This window comes from Winogradskyella pacifica (assembly GCF_013403915.1).
GTDB lineage: Bacteria > Bacteroidota > Bacteroidia > Flavobacteriales > Flavobacteriaceae > Winogradskyella > Winogradskyella pacifica.
The window spans coordinates 119075-135860 of record NZ_JABFDI010000008.1 but is presented as its reverse complement, the minus strand read 5'-3'; the positions used below and the strand labels follow the sequence as shown (position 1 = coordinate 135860).

The window sequence follows — 16786 nt, the reverse complement described above, 5'->3', positions numbered from 1 at the left end:
TTTGAGACTTAGTTGTGATTCTTGCCAAAGCCTTGCCAACTCTGGTTTAAAACAAAATAAGCCGCATGTTTTAGATGCGACTTATTTTACATAATATAGAGAGCGTTTATTTAGTGCTTTTTGATGGCTTTTTTGCTGATGACCTGTCCATTGGACAACGTGATCTTAGCAATATAAGCGGCTTGACTCAATTTTGAAAGGTCGTAAACCTCAGTAGAATCATGGCCTGGTAAGTTGTAAATGATACGACCTGTTACGTCTATAATAGCGACGTGTTTTATGGTGTGAGTCTTTCCAACTTTAATTTGAACATCCCCATTTTGAAATTCAGTAATCGTTACCGCATTAGCATCAATTATATTATCGTCTATTGAAAGCGTCGATTGTGTAAATACAATTTGGAAACGGTCGTTAAATTCGCCTGTTTCTGAGGTGAATTCATAAGGTTGATTGGTTAAATTATGAGTAAAATTTAAAGTATTGTCTTTCAAATAAATTATTTGATTCTCACTTTCAAATAATCCATCAACTGCTCCTATGGCAATGGTGTAATTACCCATTTGACTAACCTTCAATCCTAAGGGTATAACATCCGTATCAACAAATGGTAGAGCTCGTCCTTGAATTATATAGGAATTATCGCTTATTATAGAATATAAAGCATCAGTTGATTCTTCTAAGCTCAATTTTGCATCAAACATGCGGTCATTGGCCGTTGTTGCGCCTTCTAAATATCCAACAAGAATTCTATTAGTTGGAGTTTCAGGTGTGATTAAATCTAGCCATATTCTATGCTTCTCTTCGGGTGAAGTTGCGTTTTCGGATGATCTAAAAAATTGATTGTTTGTATAACCTTTGTCTCGCATGCTATTATTAAATACAACAGTTCCGGTTGCTGCATTTGCCCCATCAACCATGTTAACCATAAAACTTTGACCAGCTGCGATGTATCCGTTAAAGCCTGAAGGTCCGTCTGTATCTCCAACACTATTATAATAGAAATAATCAGATTGATGATAACTTAATGCAAAGTTTTGATAAAAGGGTGGTATTGTACTGTCTAAACCTAAGCCGTGTTTCCAAATATTTAAATACCCATCAATGTTTGATAGTAGAGCTGCATTGTTGTTTAGAAATTCATCAGCAGATATAGCAGATGGATACGGATTTCCTATAAGATTCCAATTGTCATCAATGTCATTATCACTTGTTACGTTGTTTCCTCTTTTTATTTCAACAATGATTTCCCCATTATTCGGTACACTTAATCCAGTATCACTAGTATAAAACGTGTTTGTAAAGTTTAAATCTCCAGCTGCTGGAGGAGCCGTTTGACCATTAGGTGCTCTAACAATATACCCTTTGCCAACTTCCATAATTTCATTTACGGCAGAAACCCAGTTTCCATGAGTTCCAAGCGTGTTAATTACGGTTGGATCCCATTTGTAAATATGACCTGTTGCGGTAATGTCACTTACGTTAAAACCTGTAATTGGTGATGACCAATACACATAATCGAGGTTTTTTATTGAAGCTTGTCTAATCATCGATATTTTTCCTGTGTTAACGCTGGCATCATTTATTTGAATTAAGCTTCCGGAGTTGTTTATCTTAAAACTCGCTGCGTCATTAACATTAACACTTTCATCAACAGTTATGGCTTCGTCTGTTTGTATATTTAATGTACTCGATAAGACATTTAAATTTTCACCTACTAAAATATCAGTTGGATGACCCAATGATTTTGTCTCAGAGCCTGAAATGGTAAGATTTTTATATTCACTGGTTGTTATTGGTGTAATGATTTGATTCGCTCCAGCATAATTTATAGTAGATTCATCTAACAATTCAATTGTTGGGTTATTCGTATTACTAATAGCGGTATTTGAAAGACCAGAAAAACCAAAACTATTAGAATGTTTAAAAGTACCATCTCCTGTTACTGTAAAAGATCCGTTAGGTTGAAACTGAATAAAAGAATTTGCACCTGTACCTAATGCTACTGTACCAACATTTGATCCAGAAACTACAATGTTAGCATAATTTGGAACTGGATTAGTTAACCTTATTTCTTCTAAACCTGTATTATTATTATTATTATTAAACTCAATAGTTGTGTTGGGCTCAAGAGTATAGTTGCCAGTAGCATCTGGTTTGGTTCCTGTACCTGCGGTTATGAAACGCGCATTGTCTTCCATAATTAAATTAGTGGTTGAACCTCCAAACGTGTTGTTTTCAATATCAACAATTGCATCTCCAGTTATGGTCACATTATTAACTATGTCAACAGCAGTACTAACCCCTTTATAGTTATAGGGCTGTGGAGGTAATGGTGGTTCTGTCGCTAACGTATTGGTTCCACTATAATCTAAATTATAATAAGTTGGTAGCCCAGATAAAATTTGAATAGAATGACTGCCATTTAAATGTACAGTTCCATCTGTTAAGGAGTAATTGATATAACCGCTTAGTTGTGGTAAATAATCAGATGATGGGTTGTTAGTAATGGTGCTTATTTGGTATTCTCCTCCTGTCATAACCAAACGGCCTGAACCATAGAAATCTTTATCATTAACACCAGCTTCTTCTCCAATTACAATACCTCTTTGAATTTCTAATTTTCCACCATTAGAAATACCAGTTCTGTTTGTTAATCTTAATTCTTTAGTATTATCTATTAAATTAACATATACGTTCTTTATCGAAGAACCTACTGTTAAAGCATCACCTGTCTCTTGATTTTCTTTTCCAATGTAATGAAATGTTGCTGCTTGCTTAAAGGTTTTGTTACTTACAGAAAGCTGTACATTACCGGCATTTGCCGTGTTCTTTATTAAGCCATCTGGGTGGGTAATTTTTAAAATAGAACCTTCTTCTGAATCAAAGGTGTTAGAACCGCTACCACCGTTAGTAATTAATAATGGCGTAATATTATCTATTGCCCAGTTAAAATTAAAAGAACCACCATCTTCAACTGTAAATGTTGATGAATTATTTAGCTTTAGATTATTGTTTAATAATTGTACTTCTGCATTATTTTTCACAAAAGTATTTATGTTTTTATAAGGAACTGAATTATCTACATTCATATTTTGAAGTGTACTTCCGGTAAAAGCTATTCCGCAATCCCCATCCGTACTTGTTAGCGTTCCTTCAATTCCGATTAAATCACCTTCTATATTTACTAATACTGAGCCTGAACCTGAGCTTGTTGTATTTAAGTCAATTATCGCTCCAGTTCCATTAACAATTACATTGCCTTTTACTGTATGTGTAACGTTTGAACTTCCAATTGTACCGAATGAAAATTTATTTTTCGTTACAATTACATTACCACCAATTTCAACATTTGTATTTCTATTTATTAACTGTACCTGCTCAGTTGTTGTGTTATTGTTAATAGTTAAATCACCACTGCATAGCTTTTGTGTTCCTGGAAGTCCAACCAAAGTAAAAGCTTTATCGTTAGAAGGTAAATTAAACGTGAAATTTATAAATAGGTTTCCGAAATAATACCCTTCAGAGTTTAGTGATATTGCGCTATCGCTATCTATTAAATCATCCTCACCAGGACTTGTGTCGTTATCATACTGTCTCACTTCAACTGTTGAGTTTGGTTCAAAATTTTCGGTGCCATCAAATAAGCCATCACCGTGGTTTAATGTACTAGAATTAATGACTAGAAGACCACCATTTTCGACAGTTAGTGTTCCTGTTGGATCAATATCTACTGCAGAATCTGAGGCAATAAATTCACCTCCACTTTGTATTAATAAACTTCTAAAGGTACTATTGTGTCCATCATCGAAAGATCCACCGCTTTGTACTATCATTGATGTGCGAAGGGGAGCAGGAGCAGCAAAAGAAGCTCTGGATGTTATAGTGTGCCTTATTATCAACAAATCGTTAGTATTAGCTGCAGGTGTTGCTGCATTCCAACCAGTCCCTGTTAAGCGTTCCCAGGTTGCTGTTCCGCTTGGCCATGTACCATTACTTGTGGTTCTATAAGTACCTACGGCAACATCTAAAATATCAAAGTTTGTAGAATTAATACTATTACCAACGGCTAAACCTGTGGTTGTTGCGGTAAGATATATGTTGGTTTGGCTAATATTAAACTGTACGTCCGAAATTGCCAACTCACCATTAATTAAATTATAAGGTGATGATGAGCTCATGCCGGTTCCAGATGTTGTTAAATCAATACCTAAAGAGGTATCCGAATCGATATTTCCGTATGCATCAACTGCCGAAATATTGAATGTATTTAAATTAGTGTTTAAACTTGTATCAGATGGTTGCGTAGTAAAGGCCAATCGATCAGCTCTAACATTTAAACGGTTTCTGTTATTATTGCTAGTATCCGTTTCTGCACCACTAGCATCAGTAGCTGCAAATGATGAGCCACTTGCATCTGCAGTGGCTGACGTGACTTTAAATACTAATTTAGTATTATCAATCACTTGTGTTTCGTCTATGGAAACTCTTAAATGAAATATTTGCTCACCATCATCACCTGCTGTTAATGAAGCACTATTCATTCCAGAGAATACTAACTCATTTCCTACTTTAGAGGCGGTTGCTAATGGTGTTCCTCCAGTAGTTGTTAGTATGGCTGTTTTTATCATGGCTAAATGGTTAACATTTGCAATATCTTCAACTGTAAATGACATGTCTGTCAATTTTGTGTCAAAACCATCAGCATCTGGACCATCTTGTATTTTAAGTTTCATAGGGATAAATTTCCCTATTGCCGTTGCAGAGGCATTGATGAAATTAATATATTCTACATTAATATTAAATTCTGGGGCGGTTGTGCTGTAGGTGGTGTTGTTTATTATTGTTGATTGGTTGCTGTTGGTACCATTACCAGTAATATCAAATGTATACGTAGCTTCATTAGCATCATCGCTTATAACGGTAATAGTGGATGTGCGTGGCCCTATAGTATTAGGGTCAAACGTAACAGTAAATGTAACGAAATTACCAGGATTAATTATACCTAAGGTTGTGCCACTTACTGCGTATTCTGTAGCATTACTACTAGCTATACTTGTGATATCTAAATCAGCCGTTCCGGTGTTGTAAATCGTAAAAACATTAGCATTTGTACCACCAGCTACAGCTACATTTCCGAAATCGGTGTCGTCTGCTGTGTTTGGAGTTGTATCTCCGTCTGCAATCTCTGTGCTATTACCTAATATTTCAATTTCGGGTTCTGGGATTGCAGAGTAGCAAGTCCAATTTAAATCGTCGATTGAAATGCGAGCACTATTGTTACTTTCAACGGTTATAATTATAGTACCTCCAATGTTAATATTTGATATAGTTGTAGTTTGTACGGATGATGAATATGGAATAGTCCCGACTGTACTACCGTTTATTTTTACTATTAAATTTCCATTAGAATCACTAAAGGGTAAATTTGTAGTCATTGTTATATCTCCAATACCATCAGAAAATGAAGGAGAGGTTAATGTACCATTTCTAATAGTAATTGCTTTACCATTTATTGTTCGATCGCTTCGGGCATCTGTAGCTGCCCATGTGCCACCTTCCCCAGACCATGTTCCTGAACTGTAGGCTGATATAGAGCCAATGGCACTAAAATCTTCAGTGTGGCACGGCCCAACAAAAACATCCCATTGTGCATATAGTGTAATATCAGAAGCAAAACTATACGATGCGCCATCAGCATAAGTTGTACCACTACCGTCACTAGCAGTATTCCAACTATTAAAGGTAAAACCCGCATTGGTAAACGTGTTGGCAGTAAGATTTTCTGCCACACAATTAATTTGAGGCGACATTGTACCTGTACCTCCATTACTGTTAAATGTTACTGTATTTCCTGTTGGTAGCCACTGCGCATATAATGTCGTATTTGCTGTAATATTAAAAGTATCGGTAGCAACATAGAACGTGCCTGAACCATCAGCTTCTGTATTCCATCCATTAAATGTATTGCAAGTATTTACTAAAGACCCTGTGTTCCCTAGAATGGTTACTGTATCTCCTGAATCATAGGCATTACTATCTGTTGGAGTTGCTCCACCTGTATTGTCGTTGCCGTCGTAAGTTACAGAATAGGTAGTAGGACCAGCTATACCAAATGCCGTTAATACTAAATCTCGCAGTCTAACACCTCTGCCACTTGTTCCATTGTTAGAGATTCTAATTTGTACTTGATTAGTTACACTATTTAAAGTAAAAGTACCTCCATCTATATATGATGATCCTGTAGTTGTAGTACTTACTTCTGTTTGTGTAAATGTAGAACCACCATTAAAGGAAATCTCAATTTTTGCTTGATTATATGTACCGCTTTGAAAGGATGCAACATCTAAGCTAAATTCTGCAGACGCATAAGCCGATAAATCATAAACAGCTGTAGTAATAATATCTGAAGGGCTTCCTGCATCTATTAAATAATAAGAGCCTTTATCAATAGGATTAAATGTTACGTTGTTATTGTCGGACCAACCAGTAGATGGGTACGCTCCTCCGCCTGAGGCATTAAAAATAGTTGTCTGCCCATAACCAAACAAACTAAAACACAAGAATGCTATAAAAATAAGGGAGTAATTTTTTATCATAGGGATAATAGGGATAAAATAGATTCAATTAACAATGACCAAAGATATATTAAATACACTGCTGGTCAGTGCCTTGTAAAGTAGGTATTTATTAACAAATTGTTAAGATTTCTTACAAGTTATCTACTAAGTGCAGAAAACGACGATAAAGTGTAGTTTTTGTTAGAGCGATGGATTTGTATTGCTGGTTATTTTTAGACTTATATACGACTTTATTAATACGTTTTAAACCGCTGTTTTTTCTTAATCTATTGTATTTTTGAACGGCATGGATAGCAATAAAACATACACGGTAAACGAAGCACAAAAAAAGTTAGAGCATTATTGTGCCTATCAAGAGCGCTGCCATAAAGAAGTGCGACAAAAGCTACGGGATATGCGTATGATTCCTGAAGCCATTGATGTGATTATGGTGCATTTAATTCAGGAAAACTACCTTAACGAAGAGCGTTTTGCTAAAGCGTTTGTTAGTGGGAAATTTAGGATTAAGAAATGGGGTAAAAACCGTTTGCTACGTGAGTTGAAGTTTAGAGATATTTCTAAATACAGTATCGACTCGGCTCTAAAAGAAATAGACTTAGATGACTATTATAAAACTTTAGATGATTTGGTGCAAAAACGTATTGCTCAAGTTAAAGAACCAAACGTGTATAAGAAAAAGAAAAAGGTGGCGGATTATTTGTTGTATCGGGGTTGGGAATCGGGTTTGGTTTATGAGAAGTTGAATGAGTATTTTGGTTGATGGTTGTTGGTTGTTGGTGATTGGTTGTTGGTGATGGTTGAGAATATAGAATATAGAGAAGAGAGTCAAGAGTCTAGAACCAAGAGCCAAGAGTCAAGATTTGAGAATTAAGACTTAATATTGGTATTGTAAATTATGATAGTCTTTGTTTTGGTAGCATTTAGTGCCATAAAAAAAGCCTTTACACGTGAATGAAAAGGCTTTAGAATATAAATTAGTAACTGTTTACAAATTAAATGTCATACCAATATTTAGAACAAATTGGTTATGTACTACTGTGTCGTCATTGTCATATTTAGCTAAAGGGAAGTTGGCTTCTGTAAAAACACCAAAACCTTCTGTAAAGAAATAACGTGCACCTACATGGCCGCCAAAGTTTTTAAGGCTTAGGTTTAAACCTGGATACAAATCAAAGTTTTCATCAATATTAATCACGTTACCTAAGTTAGCGTTAAAACGTGCTTTTAAATCGAAACGATCTCCGAAATCTAGATCTTCAATACCACTAGCTCCACCTAAAGCGTAAGAAGAGGATACACCAACAGAGATGTTTTCTCCTAAACCGTGATCGAAACTTACATTAATTCCTGTAGCGTAATCTTGAATATTAGCTCCGACTTGAAATTTTTGATCTCCTTTACCTTCAAAGGCTTGGGCGTTACCAAAACTAAAAGCTAATAAAGCGACTACTAATACAATGTTTTTCATGTTTTTAATTTTAAAAATAGGGGTCAAATATACAAATAGTATTTTATTAATGTCAGAAAATTAAATATAACGATTGGTATTGGAAATAGCCTTTTTGTTTTTCCAGTCAATCCATTTTTGCCCTTTTAGACGTCGCATGAGATTATCGTAGTTTCTCATTATGAAGATATTGTAAATGGCTTTGCTGAGGTTTTTAGGATTTCGAGCAATGGCTCTTAAGCTCATAGAAAACCCAGGAGTAATGTAACGCATGTAATGCCAATAGCCTTCGGGCATATAGAGCACTTCTCCATGGTTTAAATCGCAGATCCAACCTTTTGCTTTTTTGAGGGCTGGCCATTTTTCAAAATCTGGATTAGAAAAATCAATATCTTCTCGGGTAATTAAGGCATGTGGTACTTTATATAAGTACTTGTTTTGGTTTTGATCGAATAAGATGCATTGTTTTTTGCCTTCAAAATGAAAATGAAAAATATTAGCGAAATCTATATCGTAATGCATAAAGGTGTATGAGTCGCGTCCGCCAAAGAATAACATCGGTAGCTTTTTCATGAGACGCAATCCGAAATCAGGGAATTTAAAATCCTTTTGTAGTTGCGGAACTTCCTTTAATATGTTCCATAAGAAAATGCGATATCGTGTGGGTTCGCGTTGCAGTAAATCGACATAATCGCTCATTTTCATTTTGGCATGCGCCTGATTAAAACCATCTTTATAATCTACAGGTCTATCGTCGTAAAGTGGAACTGTTTTGTCGCCAGCAGTAGCTTTAATATAGTCTAAATTCCATTTGGTATAGGCAGGCCAATCTTCTATAAAATGCTCTATCACCACAGGTTTTTGTGGTTTAAAATAGTGCTTTATAAAATCTTCCTTTGTTATCGTTTTAACACGAGGAATATCTTGAAGATTGAGTTTCAAATGTGAGCAAAGTTTAGGTTGCGAAGTTAAGAAAAGGTTAGTAAAATTTATGTATTCTGTTTTCGGTTTAAGGAATGGGGTGGTGGATGGTTCTCGATACGATTTTCTCGTGCTTCGAAAATCACTCGAACTGACATTGATTTTTGTAACACCCCTAAGGGTTTTGTTCGGTAGATTCAAAAATAAATAACACCCCTAATGAGCTTCGCTCGGTAGCTTCAAAACAAAATATATTTTGTTTTTCACTAATCCTCAAGGGGACAATCTACAAATTAGACATTTTAGTTTTGATTAGCTTTTTTCTTGTAATTATTTGAATTTAAAACCCCTAATGAGCTTCGCTCGGTAGCTTCAAAATAAAATATATTTTGTTTTTCACTAATCCTCAAGGGGACAATTTACGGATTAAGCTTTTAGGGTTTGATTGTAGGTTGTTTTTTTATTGGTTCTGGATATGATTTTTAAAACTTCGTTATGGTTTGTCATTCCTGCGTAGGCAGGAATCCACTTCATTATTCATTTTTTTATTATTGAGATTTTGCGCTAACTAGGCTCGAACTCTCTAAAAATTGAATGAACTGAAAGGTTTTAGATGGAATAGATTCCTGCCTGCGCAGGAATGACAGTTGGTGTTAAATTATAGCCATTTGGTGTCTCGCGATGTGGCGTCTAAAACATCAATCTGTAAGGCTGTTGCAATTTGGTTGGCGATATCAAAAGCGGTATCTGTATTATCTGTTTCATAAGCTTCAATTTTCTGATTGGTATTATAAAACAAATTGATTTTGACCACAGTTGTCGTTACGTTTGTGCTTGCTGTGGACACCCAAACGCGTGTGGTTTGCGTGGTTTTAAACACAGAAACGTATTCTATTTCAGGAAAGTCTTTCCATTTTCCAAAAGTGAGGCCAAATAGGTTAATGGTATTCCGGTGTTTTTTTGTTGTGAGGTCAATTTCAATACCATCGGTATAGAAAAAGAAAACACCTGCTCCCAAGAATAGCACACCAAAATAGGTGTCGATACTTAGTATTCCGATAAAAAAAAGACCAATACCATAAATGAATTTTAATTTAGGTATTGGTCTTTTGTAGCTAATTATGCTCAAGAAAAGATAATTTTGATTTTACAATTTATCTATAGTCGCGTCGTCTGCTGCGATTTCTTTTTTGTCTTTTCCTTTTAAATATTCTGGTAAATCCATACCAGCCATATTAAACATTTCTTGTAAAGGTGGTACTGATTTGTACATGCCAGATAAGAAATTAGCGGTTGACGATTTTCCGTCTTCTCCGCCGCTACCATTATCCCAAACAGTTACTTTATCGATTTTGATATTCTTAATCGCTTCCGATTGAATTCTTACCAATTCTGGTAATTTATCTGCAATTAATAATAATACCGCATCTCTACTATTGTTACCGGCAGCTTTTACAATTTGCTCCATACCCGCAGCTTGCTTGGTTAAGATTTCATATTGTCCTTGTGCTTCGGCCTGTGCTTTAAAAAGTATGGCATCTGCTTCACCTTTTGCACGTCTTCTAATACGTTCTGCATCTGCTTCAGCATCAATTTCAACTTTACGTTTATCAATTTCAGCTGGGATAATAACATCTGCCATTTGAGACGAACGCTCACGTTCCGCTCTTGCTGTCTCTGCGATTTGCTCTGCAGCATAAGATTCTGCTAAGGCGTTTGCTGACTGTACTTTTTCAGACGCATTTGCCACGCGTTCTGCTTCCGCTTCACGTTGACGACGTAATGAATCTGAATTTGCAACGGCAATTTTTGCTGTGTTTTCACCTTCTACAGCTTGAGCGTTGGCTGCTGCTACTTGCGTTCTTTCATCTTGTACAGCGTTCGCTTCACCAATAGATCCATCTCTCGTTTTTTCTGCAACCGATTTACGTGCTGCGTTAATAGCGTGTGCTGCAGCTTCTTTACCAAGTGCTTCAATGTAGCCCGACTCATCAACGATATCTGTAATGTTTACGTTGATTAACTTTAAACCTACTTTCTTTAATTCGGTTTCAACAGATTCTGAAATGTTGGTTAAGAATTTATCTCTATCGTTGTTGATTTCCTCAATATCCATTGAAGCCACTACTAAACGTAATTGTCCGAAAATAATTTCTTGTGCTAAATCTTGAATTTCATTTTGACCCAATCCTAATAAACGCTCTGCAGCATTTTGCATAATACCTGGCTCTGTAGAGACCCCAATGGTAAAACGCGATGGTACATTAACACGAATGTTTTGTTTAGATAAGGCATTAACCAAATTTACTTCGATAGAAATAGGTGTTAATTCTAAGAATTCATAATCTTGAATAACAGGAATTATAAAAGCCGCTCCACCATGAATACATTTAGCCGATTGTCCGCCACCCACTTTTCCATAGACCACTAAAATTCTATCTGAAGGACAACGTTTGTAGCGTTTTATTAAAATAATTAAGGTAAGTACTACAAATAAGGCTACAAAAATGAGTAGCATGGGACCGCCTATGCTTTCCAAATTAAAGTTGTTTTGAATGGTTAGTAATTTCATAGTCATTTAGATTTGATTGGTTGGTTATAAAGCTTAATATTAGTGTGACTTAATTTTTGAGATATCGGTCTTTTCCTTCATGTAATTCTTCCGTATGTAATTTTGAAGGTTCTATCGGTTTACGTGTTTGATCTACAATGAGAATGCCGTTAGAGGTGACATCGACGACTTTTATTATTGTCCCGGTTTTTAAGGGTGTTAATGAATCGGTAAGCGCATCGAGTTCTCGCATTGTGCCTTGCACACTTACATTTACTTTTCCCATTTTTGAACGGTCTGCTCCGATAGGTAAATAGACTTCACCAACAGCATCGAGCGCATTTTTGTAATTTAAAGTACCACTATCCGAAAGTTTACTAATAAAGAAATAGAGTGCTGCCATAATCACCATCATTAACAAACCACAAATTACAGATATAAATATGGTCAGTGCTGTAGAGAGTCCGGCATCGATACAAGCAATACCGCTCCAGCCAAAAATAGTAAAGAAGCCTACGAGGTTTTTAAAGGATATAAATTGAAATCCGGCTTCAATATCGCCATCAATATCATCAGCTTCTCCACCTGCAAAAGCCATTACCATGACTACAGAAAAAATAAGAGAACCAATAATAGCGACTAACCAATAGAGTTGGGATAGAAATTCTAGATTTGAAAACCATTCTGCCATAAGATGCCGTTTAAATTTGAGTTACTAAATATACGACCATTGTAATAGTATGCAATTTTTTGTGAAAGTTAGTCGACCCAAATTTAACCAGCAGACAGACGTTTGAAGTCTCAGTTTTAGGCCGCGTTTGAATTATACTAATTCAAGCTTGGAATACTAATTGTATTTTGATGGTTATTGAAGTACGGTCGTTTTTATACTATTTTGAGCCTCAAAAAAGTTTTGAGATTTGGACCACTTTCAAGATATAGGTAGTGGATGGAGGCATTTTGTTACAAAAAATTTGGGGAATATTTTTTAATTACACCTCAACGCCTCTAGTGAGCTGCGCTTGGTAGCTTTAATAAACGTTAAACACCCCTAAAGTCCCCTCAAGGGGACAATCTACAGATTAGACATTTTAGTTTAGATGAAAATTAGTGCTAATGATCTATTTTGTTTCTTGCTAATACTGAAGGGGGCAACCCTACAAATAGCTTTGGTTTTTTTGATTATGATTTGGTTTTTATTGGTGTCCCGCAGATTCTTTAAGATTTTCGCAGATTTTGGTTCGTGGTTATTTTTATACCTACAAGGTCGAAAAAAGACCTTGCAGGATAGTTGTGATGGGCATTTAGTTTCAATTTATGAGATTCCTTTTTTCAAAGGAATTTGTAACGCATACCAAATAATATGTTGCTTGGTGGCATTGGTGTAAAACCGGATTCGATATAGTCGGCATCAAAAATGTTGCTTGCTGTTATGGATAATTCTACTTGTTTTAATTGTAACATAATTGATGCATCCCAAACGTTATAGGTTTGTCCTGTGGTGCGTTCGGCATATTTGTAAACAATACTTTGGCTCACATTTTTAAATAATTGTGTGCTTAATCTCGTGGTGTAATGATGCTTTAAGGTGTTTAAAGCATAGCGCGATAATTCTTCGTTTTGCTCTAAAATATCATCTTCTAAATAGGCGTAACCAAAAGCTAAGGTTTGATTGAAGCTATTCATGTCAAAATTATAAGCCACATCCACTTCTAGGCCTTTGGTATTGACTTCTGCAATGTTGGTTGCTGTAAAGATTTCTTCAACAGTGTTTGGTCTTATAAAATCAATCAGGTTTTTGGCATCACGATTAAAAACAGATAGACTTGCTCTAATGCTTTGGGAATTGTATTTAATACCAATTTCTTGAGCAAAGGCTTCTTCTGGTTCTAAATTTTCATTACCGTTTGTTCTTGGATCCGTGTAATATAAATCGGTATAGGTGGGGATTCTATACGTAAAACCAATGTTTCCGTAGGCTTTAAGGTTATTCGTAATATCGAAACCTACATCTAATCCTGGGAATCCATTAAATTTAAAATCTGAAAAATAGGTGACGGCAACACCAGGTGTAATATCTAAACGGTTATCGATAAACTGAAAACGGTGTTCTAAAAATACAGTGGTCATAAAACGGTTACGATTCCCTAAGTTATTACTTTTTAAATAGGTTTTAGAGAGGTCTATTCCAAAGCCTGTAATTCCAAATTTAGAGGTGTATGAGGCATTAGCTTCGGCTCCAATTTTATTAGACAGGTGGAAGTTTCTGAAGAATTCAGGTTCAAAACGTTTTAGAAGGAACATATCTTGGTTACGTTTCCAGTAGATACGCGGTTGAATTTTGAATTTTTCAGATTGAAATTTTGTGGTGAATGCGATTAAGCTGTTTTGCGTTTCTTCGTATTCATTATATGCAGGATTGGTGGTGTAAAAATTTTCGGCACCAAACTTACGTTCAGAAAATGTCGCAATCATTTCAATAGCTTGGGCGTTTTTATTGAACACACTTTTTAGGAAATAATTAGAATTGTCGTAATCTGAATTGTTTCGGTAGCCTTCAGACGTCATTTTTCCCACATGAAGTATGTGTGTTGAGTTTTCTAATTCACTTCCAACAGTTACTGAACCATTAAGTTGACCAAAGGAACCGGTTTCAAGATTTGCAGATACGGAATTATCTAAACTCGATTTTGTGACAATATTAATAGCTCCTGTAAAGGCATTTTGTCCAAAAACACGTGCCGCAGGTCCTTTTATGATTTCGATACGTTCAATAACTTCTAGAGGTAAAGCCGCATTTAGAGTGTGATGTCCTGTCTGTGCGTCGTCCATTTTAATACCATCAATTAATAAAAGTGTCTGATCAAAACCACCACCTCTAATAAATAAATCGGCTTGACTTCCTCCTGTGCCACGACGTCTAATATCGACACCTGCAACTTGCTGTAATACATCTGAAATGGTGACCGCAGCACTACTTTTAATATCTGCAGAGGTAATAATGTTTATGGTTCGGGAATTGTCTTTGAAGGGTAAATCAATTCGCGTTGAGGTAATGATAACCTCTTTTAAAGAATCTGTTTTTATAATGGGTTGTGTGTCTTGCGCGTTAAGTTGGCAAGTGGCCATTAAAATGCATGTAAAAAGTGAGACTATGATTTTCATCTATTTATGTTTTGTAATACTTTGTTTTTGTGTGGTTTAATTTTAACGCTGCAAAAGTCGTAACTTTCCGGACGATTAAAGTAGTCCAGTTTTAAAACAATGAATAGTCCGGTTAGTCAAATACTAAAACAGCTTATCACATTCGATAAAAGTATTGTGCAACCTGTGTATGTACAAGTGGCGCAACAAATCGTAAATGCGATACAACGTGGCTATTTAGAAAAAGGGAGTAAGTTGCCTGGGACGCGTGTTTTTAGTCAGTTGTTAAACATTCATCGTAATACGGCTGTTGCTATTTACGAAGAATTAGCCTCACAAGGTTGGGTAGATATTGTAGCCAATAGAGGGACTTTTGTTTTGGTGCCTGAAGAATCAACGGCAAAAATAAAAGCCACAACACAACACTTGCAACAAGCGTATTCGTATCCTAAAGTGGCTGGTTTTCCGTTTCAGAAATCGTTTCATTTGGCTTCCACAGCACAAGAAACGACTGCTAAATATTCTATAAATGATGGTAAGCCCGATTTACGTTTGCATCCTGTGCACCAATTTTCGAGATGGTATAGTGCTGCCATGAAACGGAAACCGCTAATTAATAAATGGAATAGGACGACGGCTTTAAGACCTTCGGTTTTTAGTACACAACTCTGTAATTATTTAAATGCCACACGTGGTTTTCATATCAATCCTCATCATTTAATAAATACGCGTAGCACAGAAATGAGCCTTTATATGGTATCGCAACTGCTCATAAAACAAGATGATTTGGTGTTGGTTGGGCAGTTAAGTAATTATGCTGCTAATATGATTTTTCAGGAAGCTGGGGCGACAATGCGGACCATTCCGGTTGATGATGAAGGTTTAGATGTGGATTATATAAAAACCCATTTTGTAAAGAAAAGTATTCGCTGTGTGTATATCTGTGCGCATAGGGATTATCCGACAACGGTAACCTTGAGCGCCAAACGCCGTTTGCAATTGTTGCAACTTGCCAAAGCTTACGGATTTGCTATTATCGAAGACGATTACGATTACGATTTTCAATTTGAAGGTTCTGCGATGTTACCTATGGCAAGTGCAGATGCAGATGGGATGGTGATTTATCTCGGTAAATTAGGGCAATCGTTATTTCCTAGCTTTCATACTGGGTTTGTAGTCGCACCCGAAAACTTTATTTCTGAAGCCAAAAACTATTTACAATTACTAGATAAGCAAGGAGATTTAATACAAGAGCAAATGTTATCTGAGCTTATTTCGGAAGGTGAAATCTATCGCCTTAAGAAGAAAAATATTATCACTTATAAACAGCGACGTGATTGTTTATGTCAATATTTAAACTATTATTTTGAAGGTATTATTACTTGGGATATACCCTTAGGTGGTTTGGCGCTATGGTTGCAATTTGTGAACACCATTTCCTTGGTGAAACTGGCTGAAGAAGCTGAAAAACTAGATTTGTTCTTACCAAAAACGATTTTATATCAAGATAAAACGACTTGTGCCATTCGTTTTGGTTTTGGACATTTAAATGAAGATGAATTAGAAATCGTGATTAAAAAACTGAAACGTGCTTATGATAACGTCCTTAATTCTTAATGGGAAATTCCGTCTTACAATCCTCACATTTGTATTGGTAGCGCGCGCTAAAAGGTAGTGTTCCGGTAATAAAAGCAATAAGAAAAGAGACTAAGGATTTAAAATTGGTAATGGTAGAATACAGCTCAATACGATGTTTTCCGCAATTGGGACAGACAATAGCTTCACCGTCATCATTTAGAGAATAGGCTTTAATGGAATTTAAAATATCTTTTGCTTTGGCTTCGTCCGCAGCTAATACTTTTAATTTTATACCGCCAATAGCATTACTTACTAAGGGATCTGTATCAATAGTGATATTGTCTTTTAGGAATACTTGGATGCCATCAGACTCTAATCTGCCTTTTATGATTTCGGCTTCTGTTGAATATTGAAATTTGGCTATGGTAACGAAGGTGTCTTGCATGAGGTAAAGGTACTGTATTCTTGTGGAGACCTGTCAGGTTTTTAAAACCGGACAGATCTGAATACTATAATTTTTTTCGTTTCTTAATATTTAATTATTGTTTATCGATAATTTTTATATAT

10 protein-coding genes are annotated in these 16786 nt (G+C 35.8%); 2 read left to right on the top strand and 8 right to left on the bottom strand.

The genetic code is table 11. The features are described from left to right. Window positions 1-110 precede the first annotated feature (110 nt). On the bottom strand, window positions 111-6596 hold the full coding sequence (locus HM984_RS09110; protein ID WP_179348944.1) for a RemA C-terminal-like gliding motility protein: 6486 nt from the start codon (window positions 6594-6596) through the stop codon (window positions 111-113). A gap of 268 nt (window positions 6597-6864) precedes the next feature. Between HM984_RS09110 and HM984_RS09105 the strand changes: the two genes are divergently transcribed. After that, complete coding sequence (locus tag HM984_RS09105; RefSeq protein WP_179348943.1) at window positions 6865-7338, top strand: regulatory protein RecX; 474 nt, start codon at window positions 6865-6867, stop codon at window positions 7336-7338. 225 nt (window positions 7339-7563) lie between these two features. Here HM984_RS09105 and HM984_RS09100 read toward each other — a convergent pair whose 3' ends face one another. The 6 genes from HM984_RS09100 to HM984_RS09075 form a co-directional block, all read right to left on the bottom strand. Beyond that, window positions 7564-8046, bottom strand: coding sequence for a DUF6646 family protein (locus HM984_RS09100; RefSeq protein ID WP_179348942.1), 483 nt, complete (start codon window positions 8044-8046; stop codon window positions 7564-7566). 60 nt (window positions 8047-8106) lie between these two features. After that, a complete protein-coding gene (locus HM984_RS09095; RefSeq protein ID WP_179348941.1) occupies window positions 8107-8967 on the bottom strand; it encodes a cupin-like domain-containing protein in 861 nt (286 codons plus the stop codon). 637 nt (window positions 8968-9604) lie between these two features. After that, the gene (locus tag HM984_RS09090) at window positions 9605-10075 is read right to left on the bottom strand and encodes a hypothetical protein (RefSeq protein WP_179348940.1); all 471 of its coding nucleotides are present in this window, start codon (window positions 10073-10075) and stop codon (window positions 9605-9607) included. An 18-nt stretch (window positions 10076-10093) separates the two neighbouring features. Further along, the gene (locus HM984_RS09085; RefSeq protein ID WP_371312275.1) at window positions 10094-11518 is read right to left on the bottom strand and encodes a flotillin family protein; all 1425 of its coding nucleotides are present in this window, start codon (window positions 11516-11518) and stop codon (window positions 10094-10096) included. A gap of 49 nt (window positions 11519-11567) precedes the next feature. Beyond that, window positions 11568-12188 carry a hypothetical protein gene (locus HM984_RS09080; RefSeq protein ID WP_179348938.1) on the bottom strand — a complete coding sequence of 207 codons (621 nt, stop codon included), beginning with the start codon at window positions 12186-12188 and terminating at the stop codon, window positions 11568-11570. Between the two features lie 641 nt (window positions 12189-12829). After that, the gene (locus HM984_RS09075; RefSeq protein ID WP_179348937.1) at window positions 12830-14662 is read right to left on the bottom strand and encodes a TonB-dependent receptor plug domain-containing protein; all 1833 of its coding nucleotides are present in this window, start codon (window positions 14660-14662) and stop codon (window positions 12830-12832) included. A gap of 99 nt (window positions 14663-14761) precedes the next feature. Here HM984_RS09075 and HM984_RS09070 point away from each other — a divergent pair, with 99 nt between their 5' ends. Continuing rightward, window positions 14762-16258, top strand: coding sequence for an aminotransferase-like domain-containing protein (locus tag HM984_RS09070; protein ID WP_179348936.1), 1497 nt, complete (start codon window positions 14762-14764; stop codon window positions 16256-16258). Here HM984_RS09070 and HM984_RS09065 read toward each other — a convergent pair. Beyond that, entirely contained in the window at window positions 16248-16664 is a 417-nt protein-coding gene (locus HM984_RS09065; protein WP_179348935.1) for a putative signal transducing protein, read from the bottom strand. The genes HM984_RS09070 and HM984_RS09065 overlap by 11 nt on opposite strands. Window positions 16665-16786 lie beyond the last annotated feature (122 nt).